Source organism: Rahnella rivi (assembly GCF_019049655.1).
Classification (GTDB): Bacteria; Pseudomonadota; Gammaproteobacteria; order Enterobacterales; family Enterobacteriaceae; genus Rahnella; species Rahnella rivi.
Window position 1 is genome coordinate 286435 of record NZ_JAFMOX010000063.1, and the last position, 14694, is coordinate 301128.

Below are 14694 nucleotides of genomic sequence, written 5' to 3' on the forward strand. Positions count from 1 at the left end.
CAGTTTTATATAAGTTTTTTATAAAGGTGATATTAATAAATTTAATCTATAAAAATCATTTCCCGCCTAATTATATTTTCCTGATATCAATTTATTCACGCCCACTGAACAGTATGCGTATTTTAGACTGGCAATCTTTCACGGTTTAGCTATAACTCTTAAGGCAAATTACTTAAGAATCTTCTTAGATGCTCATCATTTTTAGTGACATGTCCGCATGCCGTTCAGGCATCTGAATTGTTGCAGATCTATTTCGCGCCGGGCTGTGCAGGGTGCGGGGATATATTTTATTACGTGAAAAAATTAAAACCTCATGGATAACAACTGAACTTATACAGGGCGAGAGAATTATGCTAAGCACACAACATGCCGTTATATCCAACAAGAGAAAACGTGAGCTAAAAGATTATTCCTTAAACAAACTCTATATCGCCCTGAAGATCATCATCATCTCGTCCACGATAGGCATGCCAAACGCCTACGCTGTCGATTTGCCTTCGGCGGATGCAGGCTGCGATACCGGTACAGTCACCTGTACGGTGACCAGCGCATTGGGGACGGATTTTACGGTAACCAGCGATATCACCTCGTCAGGTGACGCGATTGACGCTGATGCAACGGTGACGGGCAGTACGTTCACCGTCAATAACGGCATCAGTGTGATCGGGGGTGCAGGAGGTGCCGGGTTCAATTTTGCCACCGGCAGCAGCAACAACACGGTGACCAACAACGGTACAATTCAGGGCGATTTTGGTATTAATTTCAATGGTGGTAGCGATTTTACGGTTATCAATAATGGTCTGGTGAACAGTAACGGGGGCTTGTCATCTTACGGGCTGGGGAATTTCGGCAGCGGATTTACCCTCACCAACAACGAAGGCGCGACGATTTCGGCCGTTCATACCGTTATTCAGAGTTCGGAAGACAGTAATGGTGTCACTATCAATAATGCCGGGGCAATAACCCCCGATGATGGTACCGGTGGAGTGGCGATAAAATTATACGGCAGCAATAATATTCTTAATCTTAATACCAGCTCGGCCATTACCGGGGATATTCAGTTTGATGTGAATCAGGTCAATAACTCCATCAACCTGCTGGGCGGAAGCCTGGACACCGGTACCTTCAGTAATTACGTGAATAACAATACGGTTAATTTACTGAATATCAATGCGCCGGGTAAAACCTGGGATATCTCCGGCACCTTACCGGTCGCCGGTGCGATCCAGCTGCAAAGCGGCAATGTGGTGGTGACCGGCACCTTAAGCAACTCGGGGTCGGGCGGAACAACCATTGCCAACGGCGCCTCACTGCAGATCGGTAACGGTGGTCTGACGGGCAGCCTGAACGACGACGTCATCAACGACGGCACCCTGACGTTTAACCGCGCTATTGCCAGCACCTTCAGTGGAAATATCAACGGTAACGGTAGCGTGGTTCAGGCAGGCTCGGGCATAACAAATCTTGCCAGTATCGGCACCTGGAGCGGCGGTACCCAGGTCACTTCCGGCACGCTTAACGGTATGGGCGCTACTGATGCGCTCGGCAGCGGCGCCATCAGCGTCACCAACGGCGCGATCCTCCAGCTGGGCGATACCTCGACGTTTACCAACTACAATTTCTCCGCCAGCGGGCTGTCGCTGGAAGCGTCCACCTTGCGCATGTACGGCTCGCAGGCCACGGCGCTGCCAGCGGAGGTGAGTTATCTCTTCGGCAACCTGACCGCGCCTATCGCTCTTTCAAACTCGACGTTGCAATTTGATCAGTTTGCTGCGGCAAACATTATTTTCGACGGTGACATCAACGCGTCTAACACCAGTTCGCTGAACTATGTCGCGGATAACGGTGCCCATACGCTGGCGATGAACGGCAACCTGACCGGTTCCGGTACTTTCAGTATCAACATGTCCGAGAACAACACGCCGGAGTCGCTCGGCCTCTCGTTTAATGGCACCGCAAATAATTACACCGGCACGATGAGCCTCAACGGTGATGCTTACATTGTGGACGTCAATACGCCGCTGGGGCAGGCTTCCTGGTCAGTGACCGGGCCGCAAACGCTCAATTTCAACGGTGCCAATACCCATGTGGTCACGGCGCTCAGCTCCGCCGCCAACAGTATCGTCAATATCACCGACGCGGGCACCACGCTGCAAGTGGGCGCGGGGACGGTCAACGGCGCGATTGGTGGCTCGGGCAGCCTGCTGAAAACCAGTACCGGCATTCTGGCGCTGGATGGCGTAAACACATACCTCGGCAGTACAAAAATCTCCGGCGGGACGATCAACCTGGGCGTGGCTGACGCCATTGCCGCCAGCAAATCGGTCGAAGTTGACGTGAATACCACGCTTGGCATGAAGAGTTTCGATCAGGTCTTACAGGATCTGACCGGGGCAGGCACTATCACCATGGGGTCGGGTGACCTGACGGCGCAAAACACGGCGGACACCCTGTTCACCGGTAAAATCAGCGGCACCGGCGATCTCATCAAAACCGGTACCGGCGTGCTGACGCTGTCTGGCCTGACTAACTCTGTCGGCGCGACCTCGGTCAACGCGGGCACGCTGCACTTTGCCCAAATTGGTGATTTCGCCACGACCGGCCTGACGGTGAACACCGGCGCGACGGCGCAGCTTGCCAGCACGGCGCAGGTGGTTTCCACGGGCGCAACAGATATTGAAGGCACGCTGGATGTGACGCTCGGTGGCTCAACGGCCAAAATCAATTCGGATACCGCCACGCTGGGCAGCGGCTCGGCGCTCAGCGTCACCGGTTTTAACCCGGTCGCCGCCACCAAGGCCAGCGATCTGAGCGCGGCGCGCACCGTGATCATCCAGACCACAAACGGCATTACCGGGGATTTCGCCACGGTCAACGGCCTGACGCCGAGTGGCGTAGATTATTACTTCAACGACGCCAAACTCTCGGCGGACAGCAAAACCTACAGCCTGGGCAGCGAGCTGGCCTGGACCTCCGGCACGGCACAGGCGACCGGCAATTTCACCCTGACCGGTGCGGGCGACGCATTTAACGTTGACGTGGCGCTGGGTGATGAAACCGCCAACGGTGCAACCTGGGACGGCAAATCGCTCACCAAGCTGGGGGCGGGTAACCTGACCTTGTCGGCGGCGAATACCTACACCGGCAGCACTGACATTCAGGCGGGCACGCTGACCACCGGCATCGACAACGCCTTCGCCACCAGCAGTTCGGTGAATGTGGCCACCGGTGCCACGCTGGCCCTCAACAATTTTAACCAGACGGCACAGGATCTGACCGGCGCGGGCGCTGTCACGCTCGGCTCCGGCACCCTGACCGCGCAAAACAACAACGACACCACGTTTGACGGCACTCTCACCGGCACCGGCGGCATCACCAAAACCGGCACCGGCACGCTGACGCTCAGCAACAGCGGCAACAGCGTGGGTGCGGCGGACATCGCCGCCGGTATTTTGCATCTGACGCAAACCGGTACATTCAGTGCGGCCAGCTTGCTGGTCGATACCGGTGCCACGGCGCAGCTCGACAGCAATGCGCTTATCGCCACCACCGGCACCTCGACCGTGAACGGGACGCTGGATGTCACCCTCGGCGGCAGCGCACCGATGCTCACCGCCGCAGACGCCACTCTGGGCAGCAACGCCGCGCTGACGGTCACCGGCTTTACGCCGCTGGCGGCCACCAAAGCCAGTGATCTGAACGGGGCGCGTACGGTGATCATTCAGACCACCGGCGGTATCACCGGTGATTTCGCCACGGTCAGCGGCATCACGGCGAGCGATGTCGACTACATCATCAACAGCGCGCGCAAATCCGCCGACGGCAACAGCTACAGCGTGGGCAGCGAGCTGACCTGGAATGCCGGGCCGACGCTCGCTTCCGGCAATTTTACGCTGACAGACGCCAGCGACACCTTTGACGCAGACGTGGTGCTGGCCGATCAGAGCGCCAGCAGCACCGGCTGGGATGGCACATCGCTGACCAAACTCGGCGCAGGCAATCTCACGCTGTCTGCCGCCAACACTTACACCGGCGGGACGACTGTGCAGGCCGGTACGCTGACCACGGGCATTGAGAACGCGATTGCCACCAGTGACACTGTCACCGTTGCTTCAGGTGCCACGCTGGCACTGAACAATTTCAATCAGCTGGTTCAGGATCTGAGCGGCGCGGGGATTATCACGCTGGGCACCGGCACGCTCTCGGCGCAAAACAATACCGATACGACGTTTGACGGGCAACTCACCGGCACCGGCGGTCTGACCAAAACCGGTACCGGCGTACTGACGCTGTCCGGCCTGACCAACTCGGTCGGGGACACCAGCGTCAGCGCCGGCACGCTGCATCTGACCCAAAACGGCATGTTTAACGTGGCGGGTCTGAATATCGACAGCGGCGCAACCTTACAGCTGGATGCAAATGCCCAGACGACGGCCAGCGGCAGCGCGGTCATCGACGGCACGCTGGATGTGACGCTGGGCGGCACGGCACCGTTGCTGACTGCCACCGATGCCACGCTCAACGCCACCAGTTCGGTGCTGAATATCTCCGGCTACACCAGCGGTCCGGTGGCGAAAGCCAGCGATCTGGACGGTGCGCGCACCGTGGTCATTCACACCACCGATGGCATCACCGGTGATTTCGGTTCGGTGGTGGGCGTGGGGGCGGGCAGCGCGGATTACATCATCAACGACGCGAAAAAATCTACCGACGGTCTGGATTACAGCATCGGCAGCTCGCTGGCATGGAATGCCGTCGCACCGCTTTCCTCCGGGACCTTTACCCTGACGGACGCCAATACCTTTGACGTTGACGTGGTGCTGGCCGATCAGGCGGCGAATGGCACGCTGTGGGACGGAAAATCGCTGACCAAAGCGGGCACCGGCACGCTGACGCTTTCGGCGGTGAATACCTACACCGGTACCACGCATTTAACCGGCGGCACCTTACAAACCGGCATCGCCAACGCGCTGGCCGACAGCAGTGCGTTAGCGCTCAGCAGCGGAACGACGTTCGATCTTAATGATTTTGATCAGCAGGTGCAGAACATCGGCGGCAGCGGCGATATCACGCTCGGCAGCGCCACACTCACCATGCAGAACAATAGCGATTTCGGGATGAACGGGGTCATCAGCGGCACCGGCGGTCTGGTGAAAGAAGGCACCGGCACGCTGACGCTGGCCGGGGTGAATACCTATTCTGGCGGAACGGTGATCAATGCCGGGCGACTCAGTATCTTCAATGAAGGCGCACTTGGCGCGTCTTCCGGCGGTGTGACCATCAACAACAACGCAGCATTTGATATCGGTGTACCGGGGGAATTTGACCACAACATCACGTTGGGCACCGATGGCGGCACCATTATCGCTACCGCAGGGGTGAATCTCGCTGGCGTGATCGACGGCACCGGCCACCTGACCACGCAGGGCATTATCGACGTGACCGGCGAGAACACTTATACCGGCGGCACCACCATTAACACCGCGTCAACGCTCTCCCTGGGCCGTGGCACCACCACCGGCAGCATTGTGGGGGATATCACCAACAACGGCATCCTGGCACTGACCCGCAGCAATGATTTCACCGTTGCGGGTCTGATCAGCGGCAGCGGCAGGGTGGATGCGCTCGGCGCGGGCACGGCGACCTTAACCGGTGCGAACACCTACACCGGCGGTACCAACGTGTTCGGTGCGCTGCGTCTGACCGGTGACGGCGCGCTCGGCACCGACGGGGTGTCTGTCGCCTCGCCAGGCTCTTTACATATCGATGCGCCGAACGGCGGCAGTTACACCTTCACCCAGGCGCTGACCGGTAACGGTACGCTGCTGGCGAATCTGGCTGCCACCACTGACACCTTCGCTTTCGGCGCAGCAACCGGCAGCGCCTTTACCGGCACGGTCGAATTAGGTCAGGGCCAGTTCTCACTCTCCGGTGATAACACCACGGCGCTGACACAGGCGACATTGCAGCTTGATGCGGGCAACGTCACCACCGTCGCCCCAACAGATCAAACCATCGGTAATTTAACCCTTAACGGCGGCACCCTGGCCTGGAGCGGCCAGACACCGCCAGGATCGCCACTCGGCATTGTGAATGTCACCGACCTGACGCTCACCAGCGGCAACGTGCAGGTGGATGTGCCGGTGACCAGCGGGCTGCCTAATCCGGTGCCTTCGCCGGGCGTCAACCTGCTGGCGCAGGATGACGGCGAGATCCAGTCTCAGCTGATCGCCGCCGGTGGCACCGTGACCGGCGATGCTTCCTCGCTGACGCTGACCGACAGCGCCGGGCAGGTGGTGAATAATCCGCAGACGCTGGCGATCACCGAAGGCGGCACCACGGTTGCCAACGGCAGCTATGATTTCATGCTCTCCACCGGGGCGAACAACGACGGCCTGTATCTCGGTTACGGCCTGAAAGGGCTGGATCTGCTGAGCGGGCAGACGTTGCATCTGGCAACGGACAGCGGCTCGGCGTCTTCCGGCGCGGTGCTCAACGCACAACTGACCGGCAGCGGTAATCTTGATGTCAACGGCAGCGCCTCTGCCGGACAGACGCTGACCCTCAGTAACGCCGGCAACAGCTATACCGGCACGACCACGGTCAGCGGCGGTACGCTGGTGGCGGGCAGTGATAATGCCCTCGGCGCGACCTCTGAGCTGTTATTGCAAGGCACCACCGGGTTCGATCTCAACGGCAAAACCCAGACAATCGGCACCCTGAGCGGGGCGAGCGGATCCACGCTGAACGTCAACGGCGGTAACCTGACCCTAAGCCAGGGCGGCCAGAGTGACGGCATGCTGTCCGGCGCCGGTAATCTGACGGTCAACGACGGCACCCTGACCGTTAACGGCGCGAACAGCGGCCTGAGTACGGCGGTGATCCTCAATAATACCGCACAGGCACTGCTCAGCGACGTGGCGGCGCTCGGTACCGGCAGCATCAATCTCAACGGCACCACCACCGGCGTTCAGCTTGACGGCGCAACCGGCACGCTGGCGAATTCGCTCAGCGGTAACGGCGTGGTCGGGATTCAGGGCGCATCGGCGGTGACGCTTTCCGGCGATAGCAGCGGGTTTGGCGGCACCTTTACGACCGATATCAACAGCAGCCTGACGGCAGGCACGGCGCAACATCTGGGCACCGCCGCCATCAGCAACGACGGCGCACTGGTGCTCGACACCGCCACCGACTGGACATTCAACAACGTGGTTAGCGGCGGCGGTACGCTCGAGAAATCGGGCACCGGTAACCTGTCCATCGGCAGCAGCAACACCTACACCGGCGGTACTACCGTCAGCGCGGGTACACTGACGCTGACCAACGCGCAGGGTGCGGGCACGGGCGCAGCGACCATCGCTGCACCGGGCACGCTGGCGGTCAGTCTGACCGGCGGCAATTTCAGCAATGCCATCGATAACAGCGGGTTACTGACCCTCAGCGGTGCAGGTAACACCCTGAGCAGCGCGATCACCGGCAGCGGCACCAACCAGATTTCAGCCACCGATCTCGTCATCAGTGGCGATAACAGCGGATTTACCGGCGTGTGGGATCTGGCCTCCGGCAGCACTTCCACCGTCGCCGCTGAACAAAATCTTGGTGCGGGCAGTGTGCTGCTCAACGGCACGCTTAACGTGGCACCGGCAAGCGGCGATTTTGTATTTGATAATGCGCTGACCGGGCAGGGCGCGATGAACGTTGCGATGGCGACAGCGGTTGACCGCTTCTCCTTCGGCGCGGACAGCGGCACGGCCTTCGCCGGGCTGGTGAATCTCGGGCAGGGCGCGTTTACCTTGTCCGGCACGGACACGCAGGCGCTGACCAGCGCCACGCTGCAAAACCAGTCGGCCAATATCGTGGTCGGCGCGGGGACGCAGGCCATCGGTAATCTGGCGCTGAACGGCGGTACTGCTGCGTTTGACGTGCTCACCAGCACGCTGATCACCACCAACCAGCTGGCGCTGAACGGCGGTGAAATTCGGGTTGCCGGGCTGGAAACGCAGCCCGATCCGGCCAACGCCATCGGCGAACCTCTGCTTCAGCAGGATGACATCATTGGCGATCCGCTGATCCTCTCGCAGGGCAATACCGGCTCTTCTGCCAACCTGACGCTGACCGATGCCCTGGGTAACGTGCTGGCACCGACCACCGCCGATGTGTCGCAGTTCGGCAACGTGGTGGGGATCGGTACCTATAACTACGGCCTCACCGGCAGCAATCTGCAAGGGCAGACCGGCCTGTTCCTGTACTCCGGCCTGGTGAAACTCGATTTGCTGGCAGGCCAGCAGGTTTCTCTGGTGCAGGATGCCAGCGCGCCGCTTGGCGGTAACGAGATGCACGCGCTGATAACCGGCGCTGGCGGGCTGAACGTGGACGTGGTGACAACGGCCACGCTCAACAACCCGCGTAACGATTACACCGGCAAGACCACGGTCACCAACGGCACCCTGCGTCTGGGCTTTGATCACACGCTGGGCAACACCTCCGCGGTGGATCTGCTGGGCACCAGTCAGCTGGATCTGAACGGCAGAACGCAGAGCATCGGCGCACTGAACAGCGCGGCCGGTACCACGGTGAATCTCAACGGCGGTACCCTGACCATCACCGACAGCCAGCGTACGGCGGGCGACACCAACGGCGGCACCGTCACCGGGCGTCTGACCGGCAGCGGCCAGCTGATTGTTGACCCGAGCGTGCTGACCGTTGATGGCGCGAACCCGAACCTGTCGGCGGCTACGCTTATCACCGGCGGCTCGGAAGTGCGCCTTAACAACGTGCAGGGTCTGGGCACCGGCAGCATCACCATGGATGCCGCCAACGACCTGCTGACCTTCGACACCTTCAACGGCCAGACTGCCAGCGGCTCGCTGGATAATGTGCTGACGGGTGCGGGTTCCGTACGGCTTCTCAGCAGTGAAGTGATCAGCCTCGGGGCGGATAACAGCGCCTTTAACGGTAATTTCACCGTCGGCAATGACGCCACGCTGGTCGCCTCGCAGGCGGCGAATCTCGGCACGGCGGGCATCACCGACAACGGTTTGTTGCAGATCGACAATGCCGCCGACATGACGCTTGCCAACAGCGTGACCGGCAGCGGCGGATTGCTGAAAACGGGCGCAGGCGCTCTGACGGTTTACCAGCCTGCCTATTCCGGCACCACGGCGATCAACAGCGGAGCGCTGATCGTCGGTAACGGCACGCAGGCCGGGGCAAAACTGGGGGCGGACGGGGCCGGAGAGGTCAGCGTGGCTTCGGGCGCAACGCTTTCCGGCGACGGCACCGTGAGCGGCAATGTCACCAACAGCGGAACCGTTGCCGCGCTTAACAGCCTCTCGGCTTACGGCTCGGCGGCAGCCAGCGTACTGAACCTTAGCGGTAATCTGACCAACAGCGGGCTGCTGCAACTGGCAGGCGGCGCGGTCGGCAACACCTTAACGGTCGGCGGTAATTACATCGGGGGCGGCGTGCTGGCACTGCAAACCGTGCTCGGCGGCGATAACTCGGTGACGGATAAACTGGTGGTGGCGGGCGATACGTCCGGCACCACGCAGGTGACGGTGAAAAATGCCGGAGGCAGCGGCGCGCAGACCAGTACCGGGATCCAGGTGGTGGATGTCGGCGGGCAATCGAACGGGGTGTTCAGCCTGAATGGCCGTGCGGTGGCGGGTGCGTATGAATATCAGCTGGTGAAAAACAGCGCCAACGGCGACTGGTATCTGCAATCCGGGACCACCGGACCGCAGCCGCCAGAGCCACCGACGCCGGAACCGCCAACACCGACGCCATCTTCCAACACCTACCGTCCTGAGCCGGGTGCCTATCTGGCTAACCAGCGGGCGGCACAGAACATGTTCCTGCACACGCTCTATGACCGTTCGGGCGCGGCGCGCAGCAGCCAGGATACCGACACGGCCAAAGGCTGGGTCCGTCTGGGAGGCGATTACACCAAACAGAAGAGCAACGGCGGGTTGTACGATGAGAAAACCCACACCACGCTGGTGCAGCTCGGCAGCGATTTGTATCAGCTCGACGGCGTCAACGGCGACCAGATCAATGCCGGTCTGATGACGGGGTACGGGCATTCCAGCAGCAACGCCAGCGTGAAAAACAGCAGCTACGAGGCCAAAGGGCAGGTTAACGGTTACAGCATCGGCGCTTACGGCACCTGGTACGCGCAGGCCGACCGCGTCAGCGGCGCGTATGTAGACAGCTGGATCCAGCACGCCTGGTACAAAAATGACGTCAACGGCGACAGCCTGCCGCATGAGTCTTACGACAGTCAGGGGACGGATGTCTCGCTCGAAACCGGTTACGGCTTCGCGCTGAAACAATCCGATGAAGTCCGCTGGGTGGTCACGCCTCAGGCGCAGCTGGTCTACAGCCACTACGAAACCGACGGACATACTGAACAAAACGGCACCCGTATCAACGCCAACGGCGACGACGGCATCAGAACCCGTATGGGTGTGCGCCTGAGCCGCCAAAACACGGTGAAACTCAACAGCGCTCAACCGTTCGTAGAGGTGAACTGGTACAACGGCAAACCGGCATCAGACAGCGTGGACTTCAATCAGGTTCGCTTTGAAAATGCCACGTCGGTTAACCGCTACGAAGTAAAAGCCGGGGTGACCGGTTCCATCAGCCAGAAATGGCAGACCTGGGGACAAGTCAGCAGCACCTGGGGCGACAATGACTATCAGGGCTATCAGGGGATGGTGGGCGTGAAATACCAGTGGTAAACCGCTGAGCAGAAAAAAAGCCGGGAGCGAATGCCCCGGCTTTTTTATGTGTTGCGAACGGTTATTTGCTGCAACCGTCCAGTTGCGGGTAATTGCGGCACACCAGCATGAGTTTCTTTTTCGGTTCGAAGCCATTTTTCAGCATGCATGCCTGCAGTTGTTTGGTGTGTCCGATGTTAGGCATCGCCAGCCGCGAACCCAGCGGTTTCGGATAGCCACACTGGTACATCACCGGTAACGCAATTGCATCATTTTCCGATGAATGGGAAAAATGCAGCGAGGCACCGGCTTTACGCCAGCTGATGAGCTCGTATTCCCGCGTGCCTGAACCGGGTTTGATCGGGTGTAATCCGCTGTCTGCGACAAAAGGCAGCGATTCAATTTCCTGGTTCGTCAAAGGGCGCCCCAGCTGTTTGGCCCGGCAGGCGGGTGTGTCCTGGTAGACATCACAAATGTGAAAACCATGTTTATAGGTAAATCCTTTGGCTTCCATGCACTGGTAATACAGCACTGATTCGTTATCGGTAAAATCAGGTTCCGGCCCCGGCAGCGGCACCCCGCATTGCCCCATCGCCACACGCGCATCATCTATCGTGGAGTGGGGGCGCTGCCACTGGGTTAAATCCGGCGGCGGCGGGCAGCCGGTAAGCATAAACACCGAGCCGACCAGTGCCGATCGGAAAAGCAGAGACGAGATGCGAGGCATAAAAAATCCCTTTTAATTATCATGTTATAGATTTCTCAGCCGCCTTTTAGCAGACGGGCGCGAGGTAAGAATACCGTTATGACATGCTTTCTCAGGGATTGCGAACGTTCCGAACATTCCTATTTCAGGGTTATCATTAGCTTGCTAATATTAATGCTTGCTCAAATAGGGAGGTTGATATGGCAGAGAAAGACGCATATTCGATTTTACTGGAAGCTTCTCATGGAAAACTTTGCTCAGCAGACCTCTATAAAGGGAAACCGATCAGTTCGGTGATTAACGTGGCGCTGGACGCCATTATTGATTTAGAAACTGAAGTGAAGAGATTGAAATTTTTGCTCAGGCAGCGAAACATTGAATACTGATCGCTTCAGTCAACGCCGGGCATCACGTGCCCGGCGTCACTCATCCCCTCATTCTTACTCTTCTTACGAAGCACACCCTGCCGGTTTATAAACCCGCGTGGTTGACGCCGGGTTATTTGCCAGTTTATTGGCGGGTCTGCGCGGGCGGGCCACCAACTCCCCGCCACAGTTAGGGCAGATTCCGTGAAGTTTCTCTCCGGCGCAGGGCACGCAGAACGTGCATTCAAACGAACAAATTCTCGCGTCAGCGGCAGGTGGCAGATCGGTATTGCAGCATTCACAGTTAGGTCTGAGTTCCAGCATAGAATTTATCCTTTTACGGGTGGCGGTTTTCAGCCATTTTGCAGGTGAGAAGCGGTCTTTCGCAAGCGAGTTACGCTTAACACCATCGCCAGCACCGTGGCGATCACCGCCACCCACAAACTTAGCTGTACCGCATGGGCTTCCTGGCTCAGGTTAGTGGCGGCATAGACTGACAGAATGACCCCGACGCAGGCGGCACCGAGACACTGACCGAAGGTCCGCATGATCGCCAGCACGCCCGAGGCATAACCGCTGTTTTCCCGCGAGGCATTGGAGAGCATTTCACGGTTGTTCGGGCTCTGGAAGCAGCCGAAACCAATGCCGCAAACGAAGCTGCGCAGGCCGATATCCCAGACCTCTGGTTGCGCAGGAAGCCGGGCCAGTAACAGTAATCCTGCGGCAAAGATGGCCAGCCCGACGGTTGAAATAATCGCGGCGGGATAGCGGTCGGCGAGGCGTCCGGCGTGCGGCGCGGCCAGAATAATCCCCAGCGGCCACGGCGTGAAAAGCAAGGCTGAAACAAACGCGCTGTAACCGTAAACGCTCTGAAACAGGAACGGCAGCGCGACAAAAGTGATCCCCTGGCTGATGAACGAGGCCAGCGACGTCAAGGCCGCCAGCGTGAACGGGCTGGAAGCAAACATGCCAAGCGGCAGCAGCGGTTTTGGCGCACGGCGCTGACGCCAGATAAAAGCCACACCGGAAACGATGGCGGTCGCGCCATAGAGAAGGGCAATGATCAGGTCATCTTTATCCGGGCGCGAGAAGACGTCTGCAGCCATGATAAGCGACCCCAGCGCAATGGCCGATAATATCGCGCCCGCCACATCAAAAGGCTGACGGGTCAACGCCGGGTTAGAGGGGACAACGCGCATGGTCAGGATCACCGCAATAATGCCCAGCGGTATATTGATCGCGAAAAGCCATTGCCAGCTCAGGGTAGACAAAATAGTGCCGCCAAGCACCGGTGCGACGGCGGTACTGGTGGCGATCATCAGGGCGTTCAGCCCGAGAACCCGCCCGAGCAGGCGATTAGGAAAAACAGAGCGTAAAATCGCCGGGCCGATACTCAGCGTGGCCGCCGCGCCGATACCCTGAAGCACGCGCATGATAATCAGCATGTCCAGAGAGCCGGAGAGCGCACAGCCCGCCGACGCCAGCGTAAAGACGCTCAGGCCCGCGGCAAACAGCGACCGGTACCCTATGTGGCTGGCGAGCGCGGCGAAAATCGCCAGCGTCATGGACGCCGACAACAGATAACCGTTCGACACCCACACCGCCGCCCCCGCTGATATTCCCATCTCTCTGGCAATCTGCGGCAGTGCGATATTCACCATTGAGCCGTCAAACACCGCCATGGTCGCCATGGTCATGACGGCGGCCATCGCCAGCCCGCGTTCGCGGCCCGGTAATCCTTCGTCGCCCGGTTTGTCGGAGAATAATTCCATCATGCTTGTGCTCTCAGTTATGTGTAGTCGGGTCACTATAGCCACCGGCGACAGAGTGCGGAAGACGCAGCATCTGCACTTAATACCTGCACCAAACGCCTTCTCTCCTTTTTACGGCTGCGTTAGTATGGCGGAATGAATGAACCCGATCTGAACTTACTCATTGCGCTTGATGTGCTTCTGGCTGAAGAAAGTGTAGCCGGTGCTGCCCGACGTCTGGGATTAAGTGCATCGGCGATGAGCCGCACGCTCAGCCGGTTGCGCGCCACCACCGGCGATCCGCTGCTGGTGCGCGCCGGGCGAATTATGGTGCTGACACCCTACGCCCAGGAAATACGCCAGCGCGCCCAAAACGCCAGCTTTGAAGCACGCGCCTTGTTGCGACCTTCCTCCGCAGATTTCAACATCGCCAGACTTGAACGCACGTTTCTGATCCGTTCCAACGATGGTTTTGTGGTGGCGTTTGGTGCCGCGATGATTGCCGCCGCGGCGAGCGCTGCGCCTGACGTGTGTTTGCGGTTTATGCCTAAACCGGAAAAAACCTCAAGCGCGTTGCGCGAAGGGCGGGTTGATCTTGAGATTGGTGTGCCAGGCGATATGGGGCCGGAGATCCGCTTACAGACCTTGTTCCGCGACAGGTTTATGGGAGTGGTGAGAAAAGATCATCCGCTGGCGCTCAGGCAGATCAGCGCGGAAGATTATGTGTCGTTCGGGCACGTTGTGGTTTCACGCCGTAACAACACCTATGGCCCGGTAGATGACGCGCTGGCGGAAGTCGGGCTGAAACGAAAAATCGCAGCCGTCGTGCCAGGCTTTTCCGCCGCGCTGGCGATTGCACAACACTCCGACCTGGTGGCGTTGATCCCGGCGTCATTCCTGATCGCCGGATCTGACCCGTTGTATGCCTTTGAGTTACCGGTGAAAACCCGCGAAATCACCATTTCCCAGATGTGGCATCCGCGTTCAGAAGTGGATCCGGCACACCGCTGGCTGCGACAGCTGGCGCTGAGTGTTTGCCGGGAGAAGGTAAAGAATGCGGGGTATTTTTAATGAAGGGCCGTGTTGATTATTTCTGCAATTAATATTAAGTCTGTAATGAATTAATGTCTTATTTATAAATATGCGATATATTT

Annotated in this window: 6 protein-coding genes; 3 read left to right on the top strand and 3 right to left on the bottom strand. The window is 59.0% G+C overall.

Features of this window, described 5'->3' with window-relative positions; translation table 11 throughout:
* Positions 1 to 350: 350 nt before the first annotated feature.
* Positions 351 to 10739, top strand: a complete 10389-nt coding sequence (locus tag J1779_RS17780; protein WP_217204414.1) for an autotransporter outer membrane beta-barrel domain-containing protein — start codon at positions 351 to 353, stop codon at positions 10737 to 10739.
* 61 nt (positions 10740 to 10800) lie between these two features.
* Here the strand turns inward: J1779_RS17780 and J1779_RS17785 are convergent, their stop codons facing one another.
* Positions 10801 to 11445: a hypothetical protein gene (locus J1779_RS17785; protein ID WP_217204415.1), complete on the bottom strand. Its 645-nt coding sequence runs from the start codon at positions 11443 to 11445 to the stop codon at positions 10801 to 10803.
* Between the two features lie 179 nt (positions 11446 to 11624).
* Between J1779_RS17785 and J1779_RS17790 the strand changes: the two genes are divergently transcribed.
* On the top strand, positions 11625 to 11810 hold the full coding sequence (locus J1779_RS17790) for a hypothetical protein (RefSeq protein ID WP_056779822.1): 186 nt from the start codon (positions 11625 to 11627) through the stop codon (positions 11808 to 11810).
* 63 nt (positions 11811 to 11873) lie between these two features.
* On the opposite strand, the gene J1779_RS17795 is transcribed toward J1779_RS17790, so the two are convergent.
* Both J1779_RS17795 and J1779_RS17800 read right to left on the bottom strand, forming a co-directional pair.
* Positions 11874 to 12113: a DUF1272 domain-containing protein gene (locus J1779_RS17795; RefSeq protein WP_122096818.1), complete on the bottom strand. Its 240-nt coding sequence runs from the start codon at positions 12111 to 12113 to the stop codon at positions 11874 to 11876.
* Positions 12114 to 12142: 29 nt separating this feature from the next.
* Complete coding sequence (locus J1779_RS17800; protein WP_217204416.1) at positions 12143 to 13564, bottom strand: MFS transporter; 1422 nt, start codon at positions 13562 to 13564, stop codon at positions 12143 to 12145.
* 132 nt (positions 13565 to 13696) lie between these two features.
* On the opposite strand from J1779_RS17800, the gene J1779_RS17805 reads away from it, so the two are divergent.
* Positions 13697 to 14611 (top strand): LysR family transcriptional regulator, encoded by a 915-nt coding sequence (locus J1779_RS17805; protein WP_056779825.1) that lies wholly within the window; start codon positions 13697 to 13699, stop codon positions 14609 to 14611.
* Positions 14612 to 14694: the final 83 nt, after the last annotated feature.

Bases quoted from the DNA above. Each gene is read 5' to 3' on its own strand.
- J1779_RS17780 (WP_217204414.1), top strand. From the start codon at position 351: ATGCTAAGCACACAACATGCCGTTATATCCAACAAGAGAAAACGTGAG.
- J1779_RS17785 (WP_217204415.1), bottom strand. From the start codon at position 11,445: ATGCCTCGCATCTCGTCTCTGCTTTTCCGATCGGCACTGGTCGGCTCG.
- J1779_RS17790 (WP_056779822.1), top strand. From the start codon at position 11,625: ATGGCAGAGAAAGACGCATATTCGATTTTACTGGAAGCTTCTCATGGA.
- J1779_RS17795 (WP_122096818.1), bottom strand. From the start codon at position 12,113: ATGCTGGAACTCAGACCTAACTGTGAATGCTGCAATACCGATCTGCCA.
- J1779_RS17800 (WP_217204416.1), bottom strand. From the start codon at position 13,564: ATGATGGAATTATTCTCCGACAAACCGGGCGACGAAGGATTACCGGGC.
- J1779_RS17805 (WP_056779825.1), top strand. From the start codon at position 13,697: ATGAATGAACCCGATCTGAACTTACTCATTGCGCTTGATGTGCTTCTG.